Consider the following 26,091-nt stretch of genomic DNA (forward strand, 5'->3'; position numbering starts at 1 on the left):
AATCAGCGTTGGTGGGTGGGTGATTTGGCGGCGCAGCAGCTTGCTGGCGTAGTGGATGCGCTCTATATCGTCAGGCTTGAGGGCGGGTAGACTGCATTCCTGAGGAACCGTGCGCAGGTCTTCGATCAGCAGCGCCAGCAGCTCCCAAACTTTGCTCTCCAGGTAGAGCCGCTGGGTCAGCCCCTGAAATGGGCAGTGCAAAATCGCCTGCACCGCTAACTGCATGGCCGCCGTCGGAGTGCCCGAGCGCTCAAAATAGCGTTGATCATCGGGACGCAACAGATCTAACACCGAGCTGTCTTCGCTAGAGCCTCCAATCCACTGCTGAAATATAGACGGCTCAATATGGACATTGACAGCCACAACCCGCCGCTGACCAGGGACACACCAGAGTTCAGCTGGGGCCAACCCGCTGCCAAAAAAATCGTAGCGCTGGCTGCTTTTGCGACCCGTCTGCACTTGCTCAAAGATAAACTCGATCGGATGGGTGCGATCGCAGTGCGCTACCGCCAAATCGTCTTTGAAGCAAACATCTTCGATTAGCAGTTCGATACCCTCCCGCAGCGGCACGTAGCGCTGTTGCCCCTGCCCCAGAGCGGCAGGATAGGCCCTCACCTCGGTAGCGCCGTCTGCTGTAGTGCCATGGGCGATCTCATCGAGCCAATCGGTGTAGTCAGCCTGGGACAAAGAAATGGTCATAACGGTGAGCCGAGAATAATAAAACAGGGCTGCCCAACGGTTGCGATGCACTCCTACTGAGCAGCCCTAGGTAACCACCATCTAAGGATTTAGATGTCGGAGAGGATTAGATAATCTTACCCTTAATTGGCAATCATTCTCAATACTAATAGAGGGGGCTAGGGATTAGGGGTCAGGCGGGCCATAATCGCGTCCAAAAGATGGCTGAGCGATCGCGTGCCAGTGGTCAGCCCGCCCACCTCGGCATCGCTCAGGTCGTAGAGTTGCCCAGCTTTCACCGCCGTTAGGTTGCCCCAAACGGCATCTTGGGCCAGGGCTGCCGCCAGGGCGGGCTCGGAGTCTGGCACCAGCACAAAAATCACGTCTGGATCAACCTGCAAAATGTGCTCGGTGGAAAACACGGCCCAGTTGATGGCGCTGGGAGCGCGATCGCCCAAAGACCAGGGATAGTCCACCAGTGCCGCCAGGGTAGAACCCACCAGCGATTCGCGGGTGGCGACATAAAAGGTGCCCTGGGTACCATTGGTGACCAGCACCGTGCGATCGGGTTGAGCCTGGGCCTGGTGGGTCGCCAGGCGATCGCGGAAGGTCTGGGCGGCGGCTTCAGCGGCGGCGGCGCGATCGGTGAGTTGGCCGACCTGCTGCAGATTGGCGATCGCCTGCTCAGCACTGCTCACCTCCAGCAAAAACAGGGGCGCGATCGGGGCCAGGGTTTCGCGCAGGCCATCGACTTGGCCCCGGTAACCGATGATCAGGTCGGGGCGCAGGCCCAGCAGCGCTTCGAGGTTGGGCTCTGGGCCACCCACAATCGCAATCTGCGAGGCCGCTTCGCCAAAATAGACCGGGCTTTTGGCCCAGTCCGCCAGCCGGGGATGGCCCACGGCTAGGGGCACGAGATCTAGCTCAGCCAGAATGTCGATGCAGCTCAGGTGCAGACAGACAATGCGATCGGCAGGCTGGGGCAGGGTTACTGTTGTCCCCGAGGCATCGGCCAGGGCAATGGCTAGCTCTGGGGTGGTCATCTCCCCTACGGGGGGCGACTGGCAGGCGGTAAGCCACAGCCCCGTGGCTAGGGTTAATAAGCCGCGCTGGAACCGTTGGCGGCACGGGAGCCGGGTGAAGGATTGAGTTGGCATCGGTATGGTTGGTCTGAAATTGCTAAGGCAAGGGCGAAACCTGGTTTCTGTGGCGCATGCACGAGATTGGTAGTCAACAGCGCCATAGAAATCGGGCTTTTGGTGGTCAATGGCAACCCAGAAAATCGGATTTAGTACTGTACGAAATTCGCATTGAAAATCCCCAGTTCAAAACAGGAATCTCGTAGGGGCATTGCACTGCAATGCCCCTACAAACCGGGTTCAACCTGATAGGATTCGGTATTAAAACTGAACTCGGTAGCCAAGGCGGAAAGTGCGGCCCTCTCCGGCGGCGTTAAAGGTTTCGTTAAAGCCGCCAAGAAACTGAGACTGCACCGGAAAGTACTGGGTGTTAAACAAGTTTTGCACCCCCACTTGCAGGGTGCCTGGCCCCACCGCTACCTGGCTAACCAAATCGACCACAAAGTAATCGGTGATGCCGACACTATCTACCCCCTGGCTAAAGGCGCGATCGCGGCTACCCGAGTACAGCGCCTGAATCCGGTTGCGCCAGCCGGGCAGGGTTTCGTTCTCCAGGTAGGCGGTGAGCTTCAGGGGTTGAATGCGAAAAGTCGAGATCGGTAGATAATCGCCGGTATCACTTTCGTCGTTTTCCCCCTCTGTCCAGCCCAGGGTGCCCCCCAGGCTCCAGGTATCAGCTAGCTGCCAATCCACCGTGGCTTCTACGCCATAAATGCGCTCTGGGGCTCGCACCAGTTGGGAAACGCCGCCGACAAAGCTGTAGTCTTCGCCCAGGGCAGAGGTGTTGTAGAAGGCCGCTAGGGAAGTCTGCACCCCAGGCCAGTTGCCCCGCAGGCCAATTTCATAGTTGTTTACCGTCACGGGTTCGGTCAGGCGCAGGCTATCGCCCACATTGACAAACCCGGCGGGCGGGTTGCGCAGCACTCCGCCAAAGGTGGGGACCGAAAAGCCCTGGGCAAAGCTGGCAAAGGCGGTAAGTTCGGGGGTGAGATCGTAACTGGTACCCAGGTTAAACACCGTGGCGTCAAAGTTTTGGTTGCCGCCGGTAATGGCATCGCCAAAGAAGGTGGTGTAGTCGTTGACCTGCAAACCAATGCGCTCGTGGCGCAGGCCCCCGCTCAGCCGCCAGCGATCGCTGACATCCCACTGCACCTGGGCAAACAGGCCCAATTGCTCTAGGCCGTAGGGGGGCACAAAGGTGCGATCGCCTATCTTTTGCAGGGTATTGCGGGTGTCAAAGGCCACTGGGTCAAAGATCTCGAAGGGGGCGACGTTGCTCTCATTCACATAGTCCAATCCCCACAGCAGGCTGGCGGCACCGGCATTCCAGAGGGGCGTTTCGACCTGCACTTGAGCACCCCACTTGTCGCCCGTGGCTCGCTGGCGGCCAATCACGTCAAAGAAGCCGCCCCGAAAGTCGCTAAAACCGACGATGGAGGTGTAGTCGCGGTAATACAAATTGCCCTGAAGGCGGCTGCCCCAGAGATTGTCGTGGCTGTAGCTCAGTCCGGCGGTGAGGCTGCGATCGCCCGCCAAATCGGTGCCCTCTCGCCCCAGGTTGACCGCCAAGGGACGGGCCTTTTGCACCCCCGGTTCCTGATTCACCGCTGGGTCAGACAAAAATGCCGTGTCCTGTCGAGCATCGTAGAAGCTGAGGGTCAGTCGCAGTTCTTGATCGGTGGCAAAGCGGTAGCCCATGGAGCCTAAAAAGGCATAGGAGGTGGCATCAATCACCCCGCCGCCGCTGGTTTCAGGAATGCGATCGCCCTCGGCATCAAAGGCTGCTCCGGTCTGCTGCCGCCGCAGCGAAAACACATAGTCCACCTCGCCGTCGTCGCCCGATACGCCCAGCTGCAAACCATGGCCAAAACTATCGCCCAGGTTGCGAAAACTGCCGTCGATCTCGGGGGCGATCGTGACCTGCATTGGGGTATTGGCCGGGGCGCGGGTGATGATATTGATCACCCCCCCGGTGGCCTGGCTGCCGTATACCGCCGTGGGGCCGCGCACTACCTCAACCCGCTCTACGGTGCTGGGGTCGAGGGCGCGTAGCTCGCGATCGAGCCCATAGTTGCCGGTTAGGGGAATGCCATTAAACAGAATGGTGGTGCTGCGCCCCCGCAGGTTTTGCACAATTGACCGGGGCGTGGCCACGCTAGGCGGCGGGCCAAACCCCGGCACCAGGTTGCCTAAAATATCGCGAAAGTCAGAGGTCAGGGCCGACTGCTGCTCGATGTCCTCGCGGGTGAGCACTGTTACCGATCGCGGTACATCCTGAAGATCTTCTTCTGTTCGCGTTGCGCTGACGACGATCTGTAGCCCCTCGTCAGTCGCTGCCGTCGAGCCTGCCACGCCAGGCTGTAGGGTCAGAGCCAGCCCCGCTGCCGTGGCGCGGGTTGCCACTGTAGGCGGCCCATCGGTGCCCGTAATCGCCACCTGCACCCGGTTATCGGGCAGGGCAGTGACGCTGACCAGGGCAATACCTGTCGCCGGGCCAAATTGCTCAAAGGCCTCCCCACCGGGCAGTTGCAGCACCGCATTGGGAATTTCAACCAGCAGTGCATTCCCGGTGGTAGTGGTGGTCGGCGCAGCCAACTCTCCCGCCGCCGTCTCTAACACCACCTCGACCCCAGCGTCTGTAGACTCAAGCCGCACCCCCGTAATTTGAATCGGTGCTTCCCCTTGCTGGGCCATCTCCAAGCCTGCCGCTAGCGGCAATTCGCTGGGGAGCAGACTCTCTGCGATCGCCCCATTAGCCCAAAACGGCAGCGCGATCGCACCACCCGCCATCAACCTCACCAGCGCCCGCTGATCCTGTCGCTGCTTCTGTCGTGAACCCATTACCCGTCTCTCCTCGTACCAAAATGCAGCAAATGACCAGTCCGTCAATCATTTGCTAGGAACTATTCTCAAGAAGATATCGGTAAAGGGGGAGGCGCGATCGCTCCCTAACGGATCGTTTTGGGCCTCAGGCGGATCGTTTTGGGGAACGGGAACGGTATACGGTGCAAGGTGAACGGTATACGGTGCGAGGTAAACCGTTTACCGCAAACCGCCAACCGTTTACCGCCAACCGTTCACCGCCAACCGTCCTTCCCCCCGCCATACGCCTTTGGGTTAACGCCAAACTGCTTGCGAAAGGCGGCGGCGAACCGGCTTTGGTTGGCGTAGCCCACAGCCTGGGCAACTTCTTTCACGTTTAAGCGGCGGCTGTGGAGCAGGTGTCGGGCGGTCTCCATGCGGTGCTGGTGCAGGTAGCCAAATACGGTGGTGCCAAATACCTGCTTAAAGCCCACCTTGAGCTTGTAGTCGTTGAGGTTGACCTGGCGGGCCAATTCCAGCAGGGTAGGTGGATCGTCCAGCTGGTCGATGAGGATTTTTTGGGCGGCGTAGATGCGATCGCGATCGTCGGCGCTGAGAGGTCTAGGATCGCTGATCTGAGGCGATTCTGTGCTTAACTGCTCTAGCTTTAGGGCGATCAGCTCCAGGCATTTGGCCTCTAAAAAAATGCGCCGGATTTGGCCTTGAAACGGGCAGCGCCAGAGTTGTTCTAGCACGAGCCGCATGGCTGGGGTAATCACATTGATATCACTTAGCCAGGGGGCACTCCCTGCATCGGCCTGATCGCACCATTGAGACAGATTAGCGATGCCCTGGGCCAGCAGTTGCCCAATCTCGTAGTTAGGATCAAGGTGCAAATCGACTTTGAGGATGGGGTCATTGGCATAGTCCAGTTGCCGCCGGGGTGGTTCAACGGGGCGCGTGCCCCATTCCAAAAAGTTTTCCCCCGTGCGTTTGCCGCTGCGGTTGCCAGAGAGGTTAAAGCCCACCTCGTAGCTGTCTGATACGTCTGCTGCCGCTGTGATCAGGCACACATCCTCATGGAGATGATAGTCGAACAGCGACAGGTAAATGCCCCGCAGCTGAATTTGCTGCACATAGCCCTGCCCCAGCCGGGGCGGCACGATCTCTCGCGTTTCGGTCAAATTTTCGCGATCGCGCCTTCCCTGGTGGGGGTTGGCAGCTTGCCAGAGTTCGTCGTAGTCGGTACTGGAGAGGGTAATAGCCATAGCGCAGAGGCAGGAAGGGAATGTCTTGCCGCAGATTTTAATGAGAGTAGTTCTCAAATGTATCAGAATTAGTGCTGGTTTCTAGACGGCTTTTGGGCATAGTCGGGTACTGCCCCCACCTGCTCCCTCAGTTGCCTTGTCTTAAACTCGATCGGCTACTACTCCGGCCCGCAGAAGGCGGGCGAACCGCGACTGGGAATTTTGGGCTAGAGCCACGCGATCGCCGTACTCCACCGCCTGACCCCGCTCCAAAATCAAAATCTGGTCAGCTCGCTCCACGGTCTTCAGCCGGTGAGCAATAATAATGCCCGTCCGGTTTTCCAGCAGCCGATCCACCGCCCGCTCAATCAGCTGCTCCGTCAGCGGGTCGAGCCGCGACGACGCCTCATCCAGCACCACCAGCCCCGGATCTTTGAGGAATACTCGCGCAAAGGCCAGCAGCTGCGCCTGCCCCGCCGACAATCCGCCGCTATCGGTCCCGAGTTCTGTATCGAGTCCGGCGGGCAGTGCTTCCAGCCAGGGCATCAGACCCAGTTCTTCCAGGGTTTGCAGAATGGCGCGATCGCCAATGTGCCCATTAAAAAACGTCAGATTGTTTCGCACGCTGGTTTGAAACAGCTGCACATCCTGGGTCACGAACCCCACGTGGTGCGGCAGCTCCCGCAGCGACACCTGGGCAATATTTACCCCTCCCAAACGAATCTGCCCCCGCTGAATGTCGTACAGCCGCAGCAGCAACCGCGCCAGGGTGCTCTTGCCGCTGCCCGTGCGGCCCAGCAGGCCGAGAGTTTGCCCGGCGGGGAGGTGGAGGGTGAGGGATTGGAGGGTATGAGGTTCGTGGTTTAAGGTATGAGGTTCACGGTTTAAGGTGGTGGCAGAATCCTCTTCCCCTCGCACCGTAAACCCTAAACCTTGTACCCCTTCTTCCCGTGAACCGTTGACCTTAAACCTTGTACCCTCCTCCCCATACCCAAACCACACGTCGTCAAACTCCACCGACAGCGCTCCGGAGGGTAGAACGGCCTGACCCCCAGGGGTAACTTGGGGCTGATTTCCCAGTAAATCCTGAATGCGCTGGATGCTGGCCTGGGCCTGCTGGAGCTGCTCTAGCTCTTCGCGGATGCGCTCGATTGGGTCTTGCAGCAGGGTGGCGTAGTAGAACAGCAGGTAGACGGTGCCGATGGTAATGGCGGCTTGGCTCCAGAGGTAAGCGCCGATCGCGAGGGCGATCGCATTGCCCAGCGTAAACAATCCCACCGTGCTGCCCCACAGCAGGGTGCTGGTAAAGCGGGCCTGGTGAAAGGCCTCCAGCCACCGCCGCAGAATTTTGTAAAACCTGTCCATTACGTAGCCGACGGCCCCGTTGGCGCGGATGTCTTCGAGGCCGCTGAGGTGCTCGGCCACAAACCCGTAAAACTCGGCGCTGATCTGGCGGTAGGTGCCCCAGGGGCCAATGGCCAGGGTTTGCAGGCTGCCCAGCACGCCAAAGGCTACCAGAGCAAACAGGCCCAGGCTCAGCCCGGCCCGCCAGTCTTCAAACCAAAGAATAATCAGAACGCCCAGGACCAGCAGACCGTTGCCCACCACCTGCAACACAAACTGCGAGAAAAAACGCGACAGGGCATCGACATCGCCATCGACTCGCTCCACCAGTTCGCCGGGGGTGTGGGCTTTATGAAAGGCCAGGTCGAGGTGGAGGGTGTGGCGAGCCAGATCGAGCCGCAGAGCGTTGGTGGCGCTCCAGGCGATGGTTTCGCTGAAGTAGGTGGTGGCGATCGCCAACCCCTGCTGCAAAATTGCGATCGCCATAAACGCCCCCGCCGCCAGCACCAGCGATTGCTGCTGCCCACCTGCGATCGCCGTATCGATGAAGTAGCGCAAAATCTGAGGGTTCAGCAGCTGTAGGCCAATTCCCCCCAGCAGAGCGATCGCCAGCCCCCAAAACCGCCCCCGCTGCGGTTTCAGATAGGTCGCCAAAATCGTTTGATACCCCTGTGTCGCTGCCCCCATAGCGAGCCCACCTCGCCAAGACTCCAGCCCACAGCTTACCGACTAGCTGGCCCGAAAAGGATTCCTAAACGGACTATTTTGACTCCCAGCGGGAATTGTTGAACTTGGCTGAGCACCGTCGTGAACGAGACAGTCCTGTTAACCCTTATGGAATTACCTACCCAGGGAAATGGGTCTGCGTAATCGGAACGTGGTTGGGCTGACTCGCTACGTCTTGCAGCCATCGCTGAATGTGGGGAAAGCGCGCTAGATCAAAGCCGCCCTCATCGGCCACGTGGGTGTAGGCATAGAGAGCTATATCTGCGATCGTGTACTGCTCTTCAACAAAGTATTGATGGTCGGCCAAATGCTGATCCATTACCGCTAGGGCTTGGTAGCCCTGCTCTTGTTTGTAGGGCAAAGCGGTTTCTTGATAGGTATTGAGTTTGGGCAAATGGCAGAGCCAAAACCGAGGTGAGGCGATATTGGGTTCGTGGCTGTACTGCTCGAAAAACAGCCAGCTCAACACCTGGGTCTGAGCCAGTTTGGTCTCTGGCCAGAACGCCGTTTCCTGGGCCAAATAAAACAATATGGCGTTAGATTCAGCCAGATAGTGACCGGTTTCAAGCTCTAGGAGCGGAATCCGTCCGTTGGGGTTTTTGGTTAAAAAATCGGGGGTACGGGTTTCGCCCTTGAGAATGTCTAGCTCAACGTATTCAAAGGGGATAGAAAGCTGAGAGAGCAGCAGTCTAGCCTTGTAGCCATTGCCTGAGGGTTGATAGTCGTAGAGTCGGTACATAGCTCACTTTCATCCTTCTCTTACGCCCCCTTCGACTCCGCTCAGGGGGCGGTAACCATTAATCTTGCTGAGTTGAAAACTGGCGCGCCCCGATCGCAGCCAAAACCGCTGCCACTACCACCAAAATGGGGATCGTAAACCACGGGAACTCGGCCAAAGGCTGGTAAGCCGCCGCCCGCAAACCAATAGTAGTGTAGGTCAGCGGCAGTAGGTAAACAATCGCCTTGAGGGCTACGGGCAGCGTGCTGGGGTCAAAGAAGGTGCCGCCCAAAAATGACATCGGCACGATCAAAAAATTGTTGAATAGGCCCACGCTCTCTAGCGACTTGACATTGAGCCCAACGATCACACCCAGGCCAGCAAACACGGCGCAGTTGAGCACAACCAACAGCAAAAATAGCGGGTTAATAAAGCTCCAAAACCGCCCCGTAAACAGAATGGCCACCAAAATGACCGAACTCGCCGTCATCATTCCCCGCACGATGCCCGCCAGCATTTTGCCCAGGTGCAGGGCCAAAGGGTGCACCGGGTAGAGCAGCATTTCTTCAAAGGTTTTGGTGAAGAGGCGATCGCCGCAAATTGAGAACGTGGTGCCGCCAAAGCTAATCACCATCGACGACAGCGCCACCATACCCGGCAAAATAAACTCCAGGTAGTTGTCGCCCGCCGGGGGGGCCGTCACCTGGTCAATGGCGCTGCCCAAGCCCAGACCAAAAGCCAGAATGTAGATTAGAGGCGAGACCAGCCCCGAGGCCGCCACTTGGGGAATGCGTACGCGCAAGTCGAGCCAGTCGCCCCAAAACACCGTCAGCATGTCGGCCCAAAGAGTGCGCAGGGGCAGTGAGGCAACCTGCTGCTGCTGGGGGCGAGAGAGAATGTTAGTCAAGGGGCGGCTCCTGCAATGTTTCTTAATAGCCTGTTACTAGCTTACGCCCTGACTATCCGCAAAGAAAGCGATCGCAGGGTATAGAAGCGGCAACTGTATATATCCATTGCGTTAAAGACACGAAAAGTTAGACAAGCTTGTGGGCTGATCTTCAGATTTCTAGCATGGAGTTAGGCGGTGCGTTGGCGATCGCGGTGTGTTCTAAAGAAAGGCTTTTTCGAAAGAACCACCCGGCTCTGGCCCTTTTTCAAGCCCTTGCTCAAGCTAGTAAACGTTTCTTTGAGCAGGGTCTACGGTTAGTGGCAGACCCGCTTTATCAGTACTTGTATGAGGTGGCGACATGGTAGCTACATCTATGGTTCAGCAGTCTTCGGTACAGCGAGAACAGGAGCTGGTGCTCTGGCTCGATCAGCTGCGGCTAGAGGATGTGCCGCTTGTGGGCGGCAAAAACGCCTCCCTGGGCGAAATGATTCAGCAGCTCACGCCCCAGGGCGTGCGGGTGCCCTCGGGGTTTGCCACCACCTCCTATGCCTACCGCTCCTTTATTGAAAAAACTGGCCTCGATGCGCAGCTGCGCCAGGTGCTGGGCGGCTTTGACATCAGCGATGTCACCGAGCTGAGGCGGCGGGGTAGAAAGGCGCGATCGCTGATTCTCAATGCTACCTTTCCCGACGACCTCAAGGCCGCCATTCTCGATGCCTACCACCACATGTGCGAAACAGCGGGCCAGAACCTCTGTTTTGACGATGAATCTTGCCTGGCCGACCACGCCTACACCGAGGTAGATGTAGCCGTGCGATCGAGCGCCACTGCCGAAGATTTGCCCGACGCCAGCTTTGCGGGTCAGCAAGAAACCTACCTCAACGTCTACGGCGACCAGGCGGTGCTGATTGCCTGCAAAAAATGCTACGCCTCGCTGTTTACCGATCGCGCCATTTCCTACCGCACCACCAAAAACTTCGACCACTTCGAAGTCGCCCTTTCGGTCTGCATTCAGCGCATGGTGCGCTCGGACCTGGCTACCTCCGGCGTCATGTTCTCGATCGACACCGAAACCGGCTTTCAAAATGCCGTGCTGATTACCGCCGCCTACGGCTTGGGCGAAAACGTGGTGCAGGGCAGCGTCAACCCCGATGAGTATGTCGTCTTCAAACCAACGCTCAAATCGGGCCACAAGCCCATTCTCAGCAAGCGCTTGGGCACCAAGTCGCTGCGCATGGTCTACGACACTACGGGAACCGAGCTGACCAAAAACGAGCCCGTGCCCCTGAGTGACCAAGCCCGCTTTGCGATCGAAGACGACGATATTTTGCAGCTCGCCCACTGGGCCTGCACCATTGAAGATCACTACACCCAGCTGCGCGGCTCCTACAGCCCAATGGATATTGAGTGGGCCAAAGACGGCCTCACAGGCGAGCTGTTTATCGTCCAGGCTCGGCCCGAAACGGTGCAGTCGCAAAAGTCTCAGACCGAGCTGCGATCGTACATTTTAGAGGTACCCGACGGGGTCGAACCCGTGGCGAAAGGACGCGCCGTGGGCGATCTAATCGGCCAGGGATGCGCCTGCGTGATTCTCGACGTCCACCAAATTGACCAGTTTCGGCCTGGGGAAGTGCTCGTTACCGCCCGCACCGACCCCGACTGGGAGCCGATTATGAAGCAGGCCAGCGCGATCGTGACTGACCAGGGCGGGCGCACCTGTCATGCCGCCATCATTGCGCGGGAGTTGGGCATTCCTGCGATCGTCGGTTGCGACAACGCCACCCAGCTGCTCACCACTGGAGAACCCGTCACCGTTACCTGTGCCGGGGGCGAAGAGGGCTTGATCTATCAGGGCGAGCTGCCCTTTAGGGTCGAAACCACTCAGCTCGACAGCCTGCCCGAAACCCGCACCAAAATCATGATGAATGTGGGCAACCCCGAGCTGGCCTTTACCCTCGCCGCCCTGCCCAGCGACGGTGTTGGCCTGGCCCGGCTTGAGTTCATCATTGCCAACCATATTCAGGTGCACCCGCTAGCCTTGCTCAACTTTGACCAGCTGCCCGACGGGGCCGAAAAGCGCCAAATTCAAAAGCTCACGGCCCTCTACGAGCACAAGCCCCAGTACTTTATCGAAAAACTCGCCCACGGAGTAGGCACCCTGGCCGCCGCTTTTTATCCCAAACCCGTCGTTGTTCGGCTTTCAGATTTTAAGAGCAACGAGTATGCTCACCTGCTGGGCGGCAGCACCTTCGAGCCCGACGAAGAAAACCCCATGATCGGCTGGCGAGGGGCCTCTCGCTACTACGACGAACGCTACCGCGACGGCTTTGCCCTAGAGTGTCAGGCCCTCAAGTTGGTGCGCGACGACATGGGCCTCACCAACGTAATTTTGATGGTGCCCTTCTGCCGTACCCCCGACGAAGGCCGTCGAGTGCTCGAAGAGATGGCCAAACACGGCCTGGTGCGGGGCGAAAACGGGCTGCAAGTCTATGTCATGTGCGAGCTACCCAACAATGTGATTTTGGCCGATGAGTTTAGCCAGGTGTTTGATGGGTTCTCGATTGGCTCGAATGACCTCACCCAGCTCACCCTGGGGATCGATCGCGACTCGGCCCTGGTGGCCCACCTGTTCGACGAGCGCAGCCCTGGAGTTAAGCGGATGGTGAAAATGGCGATTCAAACCGCTCGGGAGAATAACCGCAAAATCGGCATCTGCGGCCAGGGGCCAAGCGACTACCCCGAGTTTGCCCGCTTCCTGGTAGAGCAGGGGATTGATTCAATCAGCCTCAACCCTGACACCGTGATCAAAACCCGCCTGGAGATCGCTGATATGGAACAGCAGATGGGCTAAAGACTTTACCCCAGGGTTCTTTGAGAACTCTGGGGTATGAGCCTAAGGGTTTATGACTGAGCTATTCAAGCAGACTGGTGTGATTGCTCCCCGTCAAGCGTATAGCGAAAGATGGGGTGGTGGGGAGGGTTGCGTGATCGCAGCCTCTAGCCAAGGGAGCGTTTTACTAATTTTTTCGACCTAATTACCCATGGGGGAATAATTAGGTCGAATTCATGGTTTTAGCTCATTAAAATGCTCGGCTTCATAATGTTTTGGTATTATCTCTTTAATGATACTCAGCTTCTACTATTAATATAATTCAAAGAAATTGGCAAGTAAAAAATGGCAGTAATCTCCTTTGTTGATGGAATAAGAATAGAAGATTTTTTGACCCCGCCTGCTACTAACAAAGGTTACATCCTGGATTTCTCTAATGCCAGTTTGCAGAAATTCATAGGCTCTATTACCAAGATTGATATTTATGAAGAAGGAAAATACGACGACTATGGAACTTCTAAAGCAAATCGTCTACGCTCTTTTTTTGACAAAGAATCTGATCATGTGGTGGGCAATGTGTTGATAGCTTTAGCAGAATACCAACAGACTCTATCAGACGGATATCATTCTACCAAAGTACAAGCTAGTGAGATCGTAGAGATAGCAAATAAGCTAATTCAAGGTGATTCAGGCGAAAATGATGTCACTGCCGGAAAAGCTTATTTTGAAAAAATTCGTGAACAGATTCTGAATGAAATTGAAAAGGCTGATTTTACAATCTGGATAGCAGTGGCATGGTTTACTGATCCTATTTTATTTGAAAGTTTGTTGGCCAAGAAAGTTCAAGGGTTGAATGTTCAGATCATAATAAATGCGGACGAAATTAATAATAATTCTGGCTTAGAATACAGCCAATTTGAAGTTTATAGATTGCCTCCTTTGGGGCCTCGATCAATGAATAGAATGCATCATAAATTTTGCATTATAGATTTTAGAGTTGTCATTCATGGCTCTTATAACTGGACTAAGGCCGCAAGATATAATGGCGAAACCATAGAGGTTTCAACTGGATACCATAAAGCAAGACAATTTTCCCAAGAATTTATGAGGCTTAAATTACAAGGGATGAATCAGTAAATTTTAGTAAGCTCGATTGCTTTCATGGTGAAAATTGCAGGCTAATACTTCACCGCAGTGGACGGACGAAAGCTGCTGCTGTTGAGTTTAAAGTTATTTGCCGCCGCTGTGTTTCACCGTTAGTAGACAAGGCATCTTGGGCGATCGCTCCTTCACTCCGCAAACATTTCTGCCAGCGTTGCCAGCACTAGCCGCTGCTCCTCTGCGGTAATCTGCCCCAAATGCTTCACCAGCCGAGCTTTATCGACGGTGCGAATTTGGTCGAGTACAATTTGCCCACGCTTGCCCTCAAACTGGCAAGCTACCCGAGTAGGGTATTGCTTTCCTTTAGTCGTCATGGGCGCAACGATCACCGTTGCAATGTGGCGATTCATCTCGTTAGGAGAAATAATGACGCAGGGGCGGCTCTTCTTGATTTCGCTACCCACAGTCGGGTCGAGGTTGACTAAAAAAACATCGAAGCGTTCGGCTACCACTCCCATTCAGCATCGTCCCAGGCGGTGGTGCTGGTGTCGTCTAGCAAACCATCGTCATGATTCTCGGCCATGGCGGCAAAGGCTACATCCCACCCAATCCGCTGCTGGGGCGCGGTACGAATGACTAGGTGGTCGCCCTCAACTTCCACTTCTACATCGGTGGTCAGGCCACTTTGCTCTAGCAGCAGCTTAGGAATGCGAATACCCTGGGAGTTGCCAATTTTGACGATACGCGTTCGGATGGCAGTACCCATAGGTGGTGGCCCAATGCGAAGTAATTACATTGTAGATACCGTAGGCGAACAGCGTCAACAGATAATTGCCTGGTACAGCTAAGCCACCCCGGCAAACAGCGCCTCGTAGGGCTGGGGGTTGGCATTCTCCTGGGCCACAATCTCCACAATTTTGTTGCGCGACTGGGGTAAGTACAGCGCCTCAACGCAGGTTTGGGCGACCTTCTCGCGCGACACGCTGCCCTCAAACAGGGTATCGGCTGGGGCCATAATCAGCGATCGGCTATCGAAGTCGTCGTCTTTGAGGCCGCCGGGGCGCACGATGGTGTAGGTGAGGCCGCTAGCCTGTAGGTAGGCCTCGGCCTGATGTTTCCAGTAGAGAATCAGAAAGAACAGGTTGAGGGGGTGAAAAAAGCGGGAAACGCACAGCGACGACACCATGACAAAGTGCTCGATGCCGGTTTCTTTAGCCACATCTACCAGGTTTTTGGTGCCCTCAAAGTCGACCTGGTAGGGGGCGGTAGGGTCAAAGCCAGGGCGTGCACCCGTAGCGGAGATCAAAACGGTGCAGCCGCCGCTGGTCGAAGATCGGCCCTCTAGGGCGATCGCTTTGCGAATGCTGTCTTTGTCGGTCACATCGCCTTCTACCAGCGTGACTTCGATCGGCAACTGGGGGCGGGCCACCGCAGCGTCGCGGACAAAAGCAACCACCGGCACGCCGCGATTGACAAGCTGCTTCACAATTCTGGAGCCAGTTGCCCCGGTGGCCCCTGCAACAAATGCTTTCACCGCGCCGTCTCCCTACTGGTAACTGGCCTGATTTTACGGAATAGCCGCTGAAAAAGAAACCAGTCCTAGGGCCAGTTCTAGGATTTGTTAGATGAAATCGTGATGGTCTTAACAGTTCTGAAGGGCACACTTGAGATACTAAAGCCTTACGATGGGTGAAAGCTTTGGCGCAATTACCCTGTCTCAATGTTGTTTAAGCAAGTGGTTGCACAGTGACTCTGGAATCCACGCCGTCTACTCAAAATGCCAACGCCCTGCCGCTGATTTCAGCGACCGAAGACGCTGGGGTAGTAGAAAATGGGACAGCCAACACCTTGCCCCTAGAGGCGATCGCAGGTGAGCCAGCCCTCATACCTTCGACTGAGAGCGTTCTGCTGTTGGAGGGGTACTACGCTGGCAAAATGGACATGACCGCCGATATTGACACGGTAGGGCGCTACCTAAACAGTCATCGGGGCTGGTTTACCCGCTGCGCTCAGCCCATGCAGGTAGAGTCCATTTCTGATCACGGCTACGCGCTGGTGGTGGGCCACTTTTCGATGCTGGGCTACGAAGTAGAGCCTAAGGTAGGGCTTTACCTGTCGCCCCTCGATCACCAGGTGTACCGTATTGATACTATGTCTGTGCCGGGTTACGTACCGCCGGGCTATGACATCGACTTTCATGCTGTAATGCGGCTGCAAGAGTCGCCTGAAGCCGTGCCCCCCGCTACAGTGCTCACCCAGGTAGATTGGGATCTCAGCCTGGCGGTTAAAATTCACATGCCGCGTATGCTAAATTCGGTGCCGCGATCGCTGCTAAAGTCTTCGGGCGATCGCCTGCTCAACCAGGTGGTGCGCCAGGTGTCTAAGCGGCTGACTCGCAAGGTGCAAGACGACTTTCACCATAGTCACAACCTGCCGCTGCCTGAGAGCTATCGGGGCCACCACTTTTGGTCAAACTGGGGCAAGCGATCGGGGCCTGAGTCGCACTAGGCCTGAGTCGCACTAGACCTGAGCCGCACCAGATGGGATGGGGCTAAGGGTGAAAGCCCTTAGCCCTACGTTCGGGTATTTGGGCTAGATGGCTTAAACAGGCTGAGCAATTTCTTTCTTAGCGTCCTCGTGGGCTAAGAACTTCTCCAACTCTGTTAGGGCGTCGGCATCCACCTTGGTCTGCATGGGGCAGAACTTGGGGCCACACATCGAGCAAAACTCGGCAGTTTTGTAGATGTCGGCGGGTAAGGTTTCATCGTGGTACTCTTTGGCGCGCTCGGGGTCTAGCGACAGCTCGAACTGCTTGTTCCAGTCGAAGTTGTAGCGGGCGTGAGACATGGCATCATCGCGATCGCGTGCCCCAGGCCGATGCCGAGCAATATCGGCGGCGTGGGCCGCAATCTTGTAGGCGATTAGCCCCGCCCGCACGTCTTCAGCATTGGGCAAACCCAAATGCTCCTTTGGCGTCACGTAGCAGAGCATGGCCGCCCCGCTCCAGCCCGCCAGCGCCGCGCCAATGGCCGAGCTGATGTGGTCGTAGCCAGCGGCAATATCTGTCACCAGCGGCCCTAGCACGTAGAAGGGCGCTTCGGCGCATTCTTCCATTTGCTTTTTGACGTTGTAGTCGATTTGATCCATGGGCACGTGGCCGGGGCCTTCGACCATGACCTGCACGTCGTGCTCCCAGGCCTGGCGGGTGAGCTGGCCCAGGGTTTTGAGTTCGGCCAGCTGGGCAGCATCGGTGGCGTCGTGCAGGCAGCCGGGGCGCAGGGAGTCGCCCAGGCTAAAGCTGACGTCGTAGCGCTTGAAGATTTCGATGATGTCGTTGAAGTGGGTGTAGAGGGGGTTTTGCTTGTGGTGGTGCAGCATCCAGCGGGCCAGAATGCCGCCGCCGCGAGAGACAATGCCGGTAATGCGATCGCGCACCAAAGGCAAATGCTCAATCAAAATCCCGGCGTGGATAGTCTGGTAGTCGACCCCCTGCTGGGCGTGCTTCTCGATGATGTGCAGAAAGTCATTGGCGGTGAGGTTTTCGATATTGCCGTGGACGCTCTCCAGCGCCTGGTAAACGGGCACGGTGCCGATGGGAATCGTCGAGGCGTTGATGATGGCGGTGCGAATAGCGTCGAGATCACCGCCCCCCGTTGATAGATCCATCAGGGTGTCGGCCCCGTACTTCACCGCCAGGTGCAGCTTGGCGACTTCTTCGGTGATGTCCGACGAGTTGGGCGATGCGCCAATGTTGGCATTCACCTTGCACTTCGACGCGATGCCGATCGCCATCGGCTCTAGATTCGGGTGATTAATGTTGGCGGGGATAATCATGCGGCCCCGCGCCACCTCATCGCGAATCAGATCCTTAGGCAGGTTCTCCCGCTTGGCCACGTGGGCCATTTCTTCGGTGATCACACCCTGACGGGCGTAGTGCATTTGCGAAACGTTGGCGTGGCCCTGGCGCTTAGCAATCCATTCAGTTCTCATGGTTTACCTCTGGTGTGGCGCTAGAGGTCTTGCCTGAACCGGGGCGGGTTTGGATGGGTAAGGCCTAGACTTGTGGAGCGATCGCAGGCAAAGCCCAGCAGTCGGCTGAATCTTCACCTAATGCTCTGGAAATAGATCCAGAACGCCAATCTACTCGTCGTTTCGGCTGGTTACCGCAAGCAACGCTTTCCTCCGCTGGTATCAACCAGGTCAGGTTCTGAGGGTATGATCTCAGTCCGATGCGATCGGACACCCCTAGCTTGGCTGCATGATACCGCATTTTCTGGTGAGGTAGGGTACAGTTCACACCCAGGGTTACTGAACCACACTCCTAATTTCGGCTTCCATCTCCGGTGTGATTTCTGTAGAGCGCGGCTGGAGTGCAGTTGTACCTTGCTCGCCATTGCGCTCGATATCCTCAATCAGCAGCTTCATCTCTTCGATCTCCCGGACCTGAGATTCAATGATCTCATCCGCTAGCTGGCGAACGCGTGGATCGCTGATACTCGCTTTACGTGAGTTGTTAATGGCGATGGAGTGGTGAGGAATCATCGATTGCATGAACGTAACATCACTGATAACCGATTGACTCCTATTCACCGAGAGCAGAATGATTCCTGCGAGCGCAGCCACCGCAAGCACCGCAACCTTAGTGAGCCTGCCCTTGAACATCGACCACATAGAAATGAGCATCACAACGGTCATGACGCACCCCATCACCAAAGACGCGGTCAGACGGTTCACGCTGAATATAGCGTGATCGATCGTGTAAACCAGCTGATACATGAGAAAGAACATGATCAGGGTTGAAGCCGCGATTGTCGCTGCGAAGTGCCCCCAACTCATGCCCATCATTTGCTGCTTCTGACTCATGACTTCTCCTTGGTGAGAAGACCGGCCGTCAAGCCAAATAAAAATAAACCTGACTTCACGCTCGATCTGAACTGCGTTTGTCATGGTAGATCTTGCGACCAAGGCCAGCATCGACCGCAGGAATGAAAACTGAGACCTGTCGCTCTAAGTCACAACCGATCCAACGCAGAACCATCTCATTTAGTTCATATCACCTTCATAGTTTTCTATTCTAAAGTTCGATTGCATTAAAATGCATCTCTTTAATCAGCTTTTTGAATTCTTAATAGGTGTTGATCATGAAAATAGCTCACCTCTCCTTTGTTGCTTTACCGGTCATGCTGCTGGCCGCCTGTGGTAGCCAGACTTCTCCGTCGGTGGCAGATCAGCGGGCTCAGCTCTGCACCGATCTGGCTCGGTTGAATACTTCTGTCGCCACGCTGACCAGTATGAGCCCCAGCTCTACAGTTAGCGACTTTAGAGCAGCCCGTGGTGAGGTCAAAGCCAACTTTGACCAGGTCAAGCTGACAGCTCAAAACGTTCAGGCCGCCAAGGTGGCTGATTTGGAAACGGCCTACCAGGATCTCGATGGTGCCATTCAGAGCATTCCTGAGACGGCTACGCTACAGCAGGCAATGGACTCTGTGTCAGAGCAGGTGACCGTTTTGGAAGGCGCTCGCTCCCAGATGAATGCCGATTTGAGTTGCCCCTAGAGGGTTTCCAGGTCAGAACCAGCACACCAAAGACATTCCCTGAAAAACAGAGCTAAGTAGGCAAGCGTGATTAAATATAAGTCGATGTAGGTTGGGTTGAGGCACGAAACCCAACGCCCGCATGGGTTACGCTATCGCTAACCCATCCTACATTTGAATTGACCAACTCACTTACGACAAAATAAGAAAAACCCATGGAGTGCGGGATTTCACCTGCCCGCTCTGCACCGCAGGTATTCTTTCACCTAAATCATATTCATGGCATCTAGCCCGCTGGGGTCTTTCAGAAGCACATTAGTGAATCTACCCCTGGGCGGGGTAGTCCTTTTGCCGGTGGTGCCTCTGGCTCTCGGGGTACTTGCTTTAACGCAACACTTGGGATCTTCACCGGGTTCGCTAGCGACCGGTGTGCTGCTGCTGGGCAGTGCGATCGCGCTGGCTAGGGTAGCCACAGCCCTAATTGACCAACGCTTCGCTCACCTCAAGCAGATCCACCAGCAGACTGAAGATGCCCTGCGCCAGAGTGAAGCCAACCTGCTCCAGACTCAGCAAATTGCCCAGCTCGGCAGCTGGGAATTAGACTTGGTGACGCAAAGCATTACCTGGTCGGAAGAACTATTCCGGATCTTTGGGCTTAATTCGGCCCACCCTCAACTGTCCTTCGATCAGGTCATGGCCGCTATCCCCGATGGCGATCGGGAAAGACTAGCCGTTGCGATCGATCAGGCGATCGCAGACGGTTCCCCCTACGAAGTTGAACATCGCATCTGTCGCCCCGATGGCACCACGCGCTACCTGCTCAGCAGGGGGCAAGCAAAAGCCAATGACTCTCAGCAGATTGTCAAATTATTTGGCACCGCGCTGGATATCAGCGATCGTAAACAGGCTGAGCTGGCCCTGCAGGAGAGTGAAACCCGATTTCAGGAGATGGCTCAAACCCTCAACCAGGTGTCCTACGTTGTCTCATTACGCAGCGGAGAGTATCTCTACATCAGTCTGGCCTACGAAAGACTGTGGGGCTACTCCTGCGAAAGCCTCTATCAAGATCCTAAATCCTGGCTAAAACGAATTTATCCTGACGATCTGGACTACGTTTCGGAGACGTTTAACCAGTTGCTGACGGGGCAGCAAAAGCGCATAGAATATCGCATTTTGACCGCCAATGGCGACGTTCGCTGGGTTGAGTCAGAATCGTTAATTGTCAAGGATGAAAACGGCAATCCGTTGCGAGTGGTAGGGCTAGCCGACGATATTACCCATCGCAAGCAGGTTGAAGCTACCTTGCGCGATCAAGAAGCTAAACTGCGAGCTATTGGCGATAACCTTCCCAGGGGCTTTATCTATCAGCTCGTGCACAGCCCCGATCGCGGCTTTTACTACAGCTACATCAGTGCAGGAATCGAGCGGATTACTGGCCTCACGCCAGAGGCCGTGATCCAAAATCCTAGCCTGCTGTGGGACTCCTTAATTGAAGAAGACCGATTGATGTGCGATCAGTTGATGCAGCAATCTCTCAAAGCCCTATCGCTGTTGGAAACGCAGATCCGAGTGCGCAACGTGGCCGAGAAGATGCAGTGGCTGACGACAGTAGCTGTGCCCCGCCGTATGGAGGATGGCAGCACGGTCTGGGATGGAGTTATGGTAGATATCACCAGCCTTAAGCAGGCCGAAACTGCGCTTCGCAATAGCGAGGAGTTGTTTCGCAGCGCCTTTGACGATGCCCCCATTGGCATTGCCCTCATTTCACCCATAGGGGAGTTTTTAAAAGTCAACCAATACCTCTGCAACCTGCTGGGTTATAGCCAGAAAGAGCTGCTGGAATTATGCTTCCAAGACATTACCCACCCTGGCGATCTAAACCAAAACTGGCAGGGCTGGCCTCAAATACTAGAGGGTGAACTGTCAAATTTAGAAATTAAGAAACGCTACATTTCTAAACAGGGTGCTGCGATTCCTGTACTGATAAATACCTCCTTTGTACACGATATCGATGGTACGCCTCTCTATTGTATTGAGCATGTTCAAGACATCCGCGAACAGCTTAAAGTCGAGTGCATGAAAGATGAGTTTGTCTCAATTGTCAGCCACGAACTGCGTACGCCAATCACCTCCATTAACGGTTCTCTGGTGCTCTTAGATTCTGGGATCTACGATGCCCGGCCCGAAAAAGCTAGAAATATGCTGCAGGTAGCCATCAGAAACAGCGATCGATTGGTGCGATTGGTCGATAACATTCTCAGCTTTGAGCGCCTTGAGTCGGGCAAAGTACAGCTTGAGAAAGAACATTGCCAGGTGGCAACCCTGCTCTATCAGGCGATCGACGCCGTGCAGCCCCTGGCCGATCAGTCGGGCATTACCCTCGCCCTCACCCCCCTCACCGCCACCCTGTGGGCTGCCCCCGATGGCATTATTCAGGTGCTTACCAATCTGTTGAGCAATGCGGTCAAGTTTTCGTCGCAGGGTGGAACGATTTGCATGAACGCCAGCACCGAGAGGTCAAATGCTGAATCATCTGATCTCTCGGTGCTGTTCACCGTTCAAGATCACGGTCGCGGTATTCCCGCCGACAAGCTAGAGACCATCTTCGAGCAGTTTCAGCAGGTCGATGCCTCTGACTCACGGCGGCGGGGCGGCACCGGGCTAGGGTTATCAATCTGCAAAAACATTGTAGAGCAGCACGGCGGCAGCATTTGGGTAGAGAGTTGTTTGGGCCAGGGCAGCACGTTTTTCTTTACGGTACCGCTGGGATGTAATGAGAGGTAAAACGTGAGAGAAAATTACCGCATCCACGGAGATTTAGCTTCTCTTGCTACTACGGCCTGGGCTCTGAGACATCCTGTAGAAAGCCCTTCAATTTTCCTATTGATTTCATAAACTGAGGCAGCAATGGTAGCCAGATTGGTTCTAGTGATTGAGCACGAGGCTTGCATTAGAGAAGTTTTAGAGGCCTGTCTACGTGATCTTGGCGGCTGGATAATAGTGCTCGCGAGTTCCATAAAAGAAGGGATCAATCTATGTGAGCAGCAGCGCCCTGATGTTATTTTAATAGACACCTCTACCCCAGAAATAGATGCGCTACTCTTCATTGAAGAGCTAAAGTTTTACTCGACTAAATATTTTGTTCCGATTTTGCTAATTTCATCAAGAGCCAACTGGCTCTCAGCTGAAAGGCTTCGCCAAATGGGGTTTGCAGGCGTTATTAACAAGCCCTTTAATCCCCTCACGCTTTCTCAGCATATATCTCAAACACTAGGGTGGAGCGCTTAATTGCGGGGGCTCATAATTGCTTACATCCTATTGACGATGCGTTGGCGGGTTGGCGGTATAGCCAGAGTCACCTCGGTTAGGACATCAATCAATCCTGAAAACGTTCAAACGTTTGAACGCTCGTCTGACAGACGTCCTAATCCGATTGGCTACAGCTATACAATCTGTTCTTAGAAAAGGCATCGGGAAAGTAGATGGCCTCTCGATCCGCAATCCTGCAGCAATCCTGGCGGCTTTGTAGAAGGCATCACCCTCGACAATCTGTTGGTTGTGGAGCGTTTGGAACGAGGGGTAGATCTGATCTTTCAGGGCCAGCTTCGCTATGGACGCCCCGCTCCCCGATTACACCAGCAGCGACACTTCAACCGTTAAGGTCGTGCTGAGTTGCACCGAAACCAATATCTCTTTCTATAAGATGCCTTAAAACGTAGGCTTTTCAGGGGATGGACGTAACTGGACTCGAACCAGTGACCCCCACGATGTCAACGTGGTGCTCTAACCAACTGAGCTATACGTCCGGGCAGACATAGAAGTTAGCATACTAGGCAGCGCGATCGCAACCTCCTGCCCCACCTTGCTACTCCAGAGCGGGCTTAAGCACCTGGGGGGACGGCAGCACTGGGATATCCTGCTTCTCTAGCTGGGCCACCCGTATGTTAGACAGAGCCGTGCCCTGGTAGTAGTGGGCCAAAATCTGCTGGTAATTGTGGCCTCGGGTCGCGAGCCCGCGTGCGCCCCATTGGCTCATGCCCAGGCCGTGGCCGTAGCCGCGCCCGTCAACGCGAATGGTATTGCCCGCCACGCTAATCGAGCACAGCGTGCTGCGTAGGCCCAGAGCCTGGCGCAGTTCAGTACCGGTGAGGGTGCGGCTGCCCTGGCTGCCCTGGAGTCGAACTGAAACAATGCGACCACGGGGCGTAGCGCGTTCGGTAGCGACCGACTGCAGGCGACCAATGCCGGTAATCCGCTGCTCGATTTGCTGAGCCGAAAAGGTCTCAGACCATCGAAATACGGGGGCATCTTGGTCGAAGTCGGCCACGCCGCGCAGGTAGGGACTGGCCCGCTGCCAAATATCTTCAGAATTTTCGGTGTGCCCCCCCGAGGCGGAGTGGAAGACAGCCTCAATGACGCGGCCCCCGTAGGTGAGCACCTGGCCCTGGGTGGCATTTACGGCCGCCTGTACGGAGGGGGTTTCAGCGGCTAGCCCCTTGTAGACCTGGTGCGCGGTGGTGCCTCCCACATCAAATAGATCGTTCTGGGTGCGATCGCGCCGATACATTGCATAAGAGCGAGCGGCTACTGCCTGAGACTTAAGCGCCTCCTGGGGCCAACTAGCGGGCATTTCACTGCCGACGACGCCGTAGAGGTAGGCTTCGATATCCACCCAGTTTACTGCCGTTACTTTGCCGTCGGTGGGCACCACCAGCACCCGACCCCGGTACCACTTGTCATTAATAAAAATGTAGCCGCCGCCGGTAGGCTCTACCCAAAAGGCCTGCCCCTGCCAGTCGGCCAGCTGTAGTCCGCCCCCCGAGGGCGTAATGGTGATCGATCGCCCCTGGGGAATTTGGCCCACCCCCTGACCTGCGCCATTTTTAATCACCGCTGGGGTAGAGCTGCCAACGACGGCCTGATTAAGGCGATCGCCCACAGCGACCCGCATTTCGACTGCCAGGGCTGGCAACGCTAGCAGCCACCACACGACCGAGAGGCTGAGGCCGTGCTTGAGAAACACAAGGGCGCGGCTGACCAGCAGCCCAAAGACAAGAGGTTGGCGAAGTAGAGTCATCGGTGGATGAGGAACTTAGGTGAACGACTTGCGGGCATCGGATAGCGCCTTTTACGGTATCACCGATGTCCACTCTCGGATCGATAGGATCCAATATTGACCTATGACTGCGCTGCCGCTCGCAGGTTGCCGACCTGCGGACAGCTATCAAAGTGGTCCCACGGCATGGCTAGGGCGGCAAAATAGAGTCGTAGAGCCGCCGCAGAAAGGCCATAATTTTGGCCCCATATTCGAGGTCGGCGCTCCAGCGCCCGCTGAGCTGACTCACCAGAGGCGCTATGCCTCGCACCACAAACTGAAAGCGTGGGTCGACCTGGCGCTGCACCAGCGGGTCGAGGCTGGCGTAGGCCTTGAGGTGCTGAATTTGGGCTCGCACTCCCACCCGCGCACTCGGAAACGACGCTCCCTCTAGGCCACCGGTAGGCGACCCAATGCCGCCAAAATTGTTTCGGGCCGGATTGAGGCTGCCGCCAAAGTTGAGGGAGTTAGTTTCGACCAGCATTTGGCAAAAGGCAATGTCGTGGTTAACCCCTTCGATCGCCGCCTCTTCGCGGTAGATCTTTGGTAGGTCGCTGTAGGTATTGGCAGCAGCGGGGTTGACGTTTTGGAGAAACAATTTCAGCTGAGTTTCTGAGGTGCTGCCGATGCCCATGATCCGATCGATCGCGCCGGGGCAAAACTGAACGCCTGTGCGCGATCGCAGCCGCAGCGTGCGCGTGGCGGCATCCCACCCCACCGATATGTTGTAGTTTTGCAGGTCTACCGCCTTGATGTAGACCACATTGGCGTAGCGAATTCGGGTGATGTTGGGGGAGGTGGTGGCATCTACTCCCAGCAAATCGGCGATGTCGATGGGAATGTAGGCATTATTGTTTACAATGACGCCGGTTTCTGGATAAATGCCGCCGTTGAGGTTAATTCTAAACTCAGGCAGGTTTCCCCCCGGCGTAGTCGGGATATCGCTACCCACCGCCCGGCTCCAGGAGGCCAATCCGTCGGCAATGCCCAGGGCCACGTCGCGCCGCTGCCGCTGAATAATGGCCAAATCTTGCGGGTTGCTCAGGTAGCCCACCTCCATTAGCAGCGAGGGGCAGCCCAGGTTGCGACAGAAGGGCAGTATCCCCGTTGGCGACTCGGTATCGGGCTTAACGCCCCGGCTGGGCAGCGAAGGCACCCGCCGAATCAGGGCTAGCAGCATTAGCTCGGCGTGGGTGCGACGCACTTCGTTTTTGGCAATGTAAAACACCGCCGCCCCCCGCACCGCTGGGTCGGTAAAGGCTCCGGCATGAATTTCTAACGCCACATCTTCAGGACGGCAGCGAGCGTTAATCCAGGCCAGGGTTTGGGTGGCGCTGAGGTCATCGGGCACAGCCAGTACGGCAAACCCGCGCGACCTAAGCTCAGCCACCACCAGGTCGCGAATCTGAATCATCTCCGCCGCCTCGGTCGTGCCGGGCAGCACAGCACCAGGATCCACTATTCCATTCTCAAAGCCCCCGTGCCCCGCCGAGATGAAAATCTGTGCCATATTGAACCGAATTCTTAGACGCTCTGGGCAGAATCATACCTGTGAAATGAGGAAAACGCTTCCAACGCCTCTCCCGTCACCCGGCAGGTCTGCCACTCGGGCTTAATTTCAGCCCCCATGCTCTGGTAAAACGCGATCGCGGGGGCATTCCAGTCGAGCACGCTCCATTCAAGGCGGCCACAGCCTCGCTCCAGGGCGAGCTGGCCGAGGTAGATCAGCAGGGCTTTGCCAATGCCCTGACCCCGGTAGTCGGGCTGCACAAACAGGTCTTCTAGATAAATTCCCGGCTTCATTAAAAAGGTGGAGAAGTTGTGGAAAAACAGGGCCATGCCCACCGGCTGGTCATCGACCCAGGCCAGCACCGCTTCGGCATAGGGACGGGGGCCAAACAGGGCGGCAGCCAACTCGTCGGGGCTGCCGGTGACTTCGTGGGCCAATTTTTCGTAGTCGGCCAGGGCCTTGATCAACGCCACTAGGG

Annotated in this window: 21 protein-coding genes, 1 tRNA gene and 1 riboswitch; of the genes, 6 read left to right on the top strand and 16 right to left on the bottom strand. The window is 56.1% G+C overall.

The features are described 5' to 3' along the window. The 7 genes from IQ273_RS11315 to IQ273_RS11345 all read right to left on the bottom strand — a co-directional run. Positions 1–699: AraC family transcriptional regulator (locus IQ273_RS11315; protein ID WP_194023276.1), on the bottom strand; the 699-nt coding region annotated here is incomplete at its 3' end. A gap of 158 nt (positions 700–857) precedes the next feature. After that, a complete protein-coding gene (locus tag IQ273_RS11320; protein WP_194023277.1) occupies positions 858–1,835 on the bottom strand; it encodes an ABC transporter substrate-binding protein in 978 nt (325 codons plus the stop codon). 243 nt (positions 1,836–2,078) lie between these two features. Further along, positions 2,079–4,658 carry a TonB-dependent receptor domain-containing protein gene (locus IQ273_RS11325; RefSeq protein ID WP_228052827.1) on the bottom strand — a complete coding sequence of 860 codons (2,580 nt, stop codon included), beginning with the start codon at positions 4,656–4,658 and terminating at the stop codon, positions 2,079–2,081. A gap of 236 nt (positions 4,659–4,894) precedes the next feature. Then, positions 4,895–5,887 carry an AraC family transcriptional regulator gene (locus IQ273_RS11330; protein WP_194023278.1) on the bottom strand — a complete coding sequence of 331 codons (993 nt, stop codon included), beginning with the start codon at positions 5,885–5,887 and terminating at the stop codon, positions 4,895–4,897. A gap of 141 nt (positions 5,888–6,028) precedes the next feature. After that, entirely contained in the window at positions 6,029–7,897 is a 1,869-nt protein-coding gene (locus IQ273_RS11335; RefSeq protein WP_194023279.1) for an ABC transporter ATP-binding protein, read from the bottom strand. A 157-nt stretch (positions 7,898–8,054) separates the two neighbouring features. Further along, positions 8,055–8,675: a glutathione S-transferase family protein gene (locus tag IQ273_RS11340; RefSeq protein WP_194023280.1), complete on the bottom strand. Its 621-nt coding sequence runs from the start codon at positions 8,673–8,675 to the stop codon at positions 8,055–8,057. A gap of 58 nt (positions 8,676–8,733) precedes the next feature. Next, positions 8,734–9,489 (bottom strand): ABC transporter permease, encoded by a 756-nt coding sequence (locus IQ273_RS11345; protein WP_228052831.1) that lies wholly within the window; start codon positions 9,487–9,489, stop codon positions 8,734–8,736. Between the two features lie 412 nt (positions 9,490–9,901). On the opposite strand from IQ273_RS11345, the gene ppsA reads away from it, so the two are divergent. Both ppsA and IQ273_RS11355 read left to right on the top strand, forming a co-directional pair. Next, positions 9,902–12,394, top strand: a complete 2,493-nt coding sequence (ppsA, locus tag IQ273_RS11350; RefSeq protein ID WP_194023281.1) for a phosphoenolpyruvate synthase — start codon at positions 9,902–9,904, stop codon at positions 12,392–12,394. 324 nt (positions 12,395–12,718) lie between these two features. Next, positions 12,719–13,510 (top strand): phospholipase D-like domain-containing protein, encoded by a 792-nt coding sequence (locus tag IQ273_RS11355; protein ID WP_194023282.1) that lies wholly within the window; start codon positions 12,719–12,721, stop codon positions 13,508–13,510. A gap of 152 nt (positions 13,511–13,662) precedes the next feature. On the opposite strand, the gene IQ273_RS11360 is transcribed toward IQ273_RS11355, so the two are convergent. The 3 genes from IQ273_RS11360 to IQ273_RS11370 form a co-directional block, all read right to left on the bottom strand. Then, positions 13,663–13,992 carry a type II toxin-antitoxin system PemK/MazF family toxin gene (locus IQ273_RS11360; RefSeq protein ID WP_194023283.1) on the bottom strand — a complete coding sequence of 110 codons (330 nt, stop codon included), beginning with the start codon at positions 13,990–13,992 and terminating at the stop codon, positions 13,663–13,665. After that, the gene (locus tag IQ273_RS11365; protein WP_194023284.1) at positions 13,980–14,240 is read right to left on the bottom strand and encodes an AbrB/MazE/SpoVT family DNA-binding domain-containing protein; all 261 of its coding nucleotides are present in this window, start codon (positions 14,238–14,240) and stop codon (positions 13,980–13,982) included. Before IQ273_RS11365 ends, IQ273_RS11360 begins: the two co-directional genes overlap by 13 nt. Before the next feature lie 78 nt (positions 14,241–14,318). Then, a complete protein-coding gene (locus IQ273_RS11370) occupies positions 14,319–15,008 on the bottom strand; it encodes an SDR family oxidoreductase (RefSeq protein WP_194023285.1) in 690 nt (229 codons plus the stop codon). A 212-nt stretch (positions 15,009–15,220) separates the two neighbouring features. Between IQ273_RS11370 and IQ273_RS11375 the strand changes: the two genes are divergently transcribed. Then, positions 15,221–15,982 carry a DUF1997 domain-containing protein gene (locus IQ273_RS11375; RefSeq protein ID WP_313898085.1) on the top strand — a complete coding sequence of 254 codons (762 nt, stop codon included), beginning with the start codon at positions 15,221–15,223 and terminating at the stop codon, positions 15,980–15,982. 93 nt (positions 15,983–16,075) lie between these two features. Here the strand turns inward: IQ273_RS11375 and thiC are convergent, their stop codons facing one another. Together thiC and IQ273_RS11385 are read right to left on the bottom strand one after the other, a co-directional pair. After that, positions 16,076–17,464 (bottom strand): phosphomethylpyrimidine synthase, encoded by a 1,389-nt coding sequence (gene thiC / locus IQ273_RS11380; protein WP_194023286.1) that lies wholly within the window; start codon positions 17,462–17,464, stop codon positions 16,076–16,078. 170 nt (positions 17,465–17,634) lie between these two features. After that, positions 17,635–17,731: riboswitch (TPP riboswitch) on the bottom strand. 48 nt (positions 17,732–17,779) lie between these two features. Beyond that, a complete protein-coding gene (locus IQ273_RS11385) occupies positions 17,780–18,337 on the bottom strand; it encodes a DUF305 domain-containing protein (RefSeq protein ID WP_194023287.1) in 558 nt (185 codons plus the stop codon). Positions 18,338–18,615: 278 nt separating this feature from the next. Here IQ273_RS11385 and IQ273_RS11390 point away from each other — a divergent pair, with 278 nt between their 5' ends. From IQ273_RS11390 to IQ273_RS11400, 3 genes are all read left to right on the top strand, one after another. Continuing rightward, positions 18,616–19,029, top strand: a complete 414-nt coding sequence (locus IQ273_RS11390; protein WP_194023288.1) for a hypothetical protein — start codon at positions 18,616–18,618, stop codon at positions 19,027–19,029. Positions 19,030–19,326: 297 nt separating this feature from the next. Next, positions 19,327–21,792: a PAS domain-containing protein gene (locus IQ273_RS11395; protein ID WP_194023289.1), complete on the top strand. Its 2,466-nt coding sequence runs from the start codon at positions 19,327–19,329 to the stop codon at positions 21,790–21,792. Positions 21,793–21,915: 123 nt separating this feature from the next. Then, complete coding sequence (locus IQ273_RS11400) at positions 21,916–22,296, top strand: response regulator (protein ID WP_194023290.1); 381 nt, start codon at positions 21,916–21,918, stop codon at positions 22,294–22,296. Between the two features lie 444 nt (positions 22,297–22,740). Here the strand turns inward: IQ273_RS11400 and IQ273_RS11405 are convergent. The 4 genes from IQ273_RS11405 to IQ273_RS11420 form a co-directional block, all read right to left on the bottom strand. Beyond that, positions 22,741–22,814: transfer RNA gene (locus IQ273_RS11405), tRNA-Val, on the bottom strand. Between the two features lie 59 nt (positions 22,815–22,873). Continuing rightward, positions 22,874–24,085 carry a SpoIID/LytB domain-containing protein gene (locus IQ273_RS11410; RefSeq protein WP_194023291.1) on the bottom strand — a complete coding sequence of 404 codons (1,212 nt, stop codon included), beginning with the start codon at positions 24,083–24,085 and terminating at the stop codon, positions 22,874–22,876. A 169-nt stretch (positions 24,086–24,254) separates the two neighbouring features. Next, complete coding sequence (locus IQ273_RS11415) at positions 24,255–25,613, bottom strand: N-acetylmuramoyl-L-alanine amidase (protein ID WP_194023292.1); 1,359 nt, start codon at positions 25,611–25,613, stop codon at positions 24,255–24,257. A gap of 14 nt (positions 25,614–25,627) precedes the next feature. Beyond that, positions 25,628–26,091 (bottom strand): GNAT family N-acetyltransferase (locus tag IQ273_RS11420; protein ID WP_194023293.1); only part of this gene is annotated, 464 nt, incomplete at its 5' end.

The organism is Nodosilinea sp. LEGE 07298, assembly GCF_015207265.1.
GTDB lineage: Bacteria > Cyanobacteriota > Cyanobacteriia > Phormidesmidales > Phormidesmidaceae > Nodosilinea.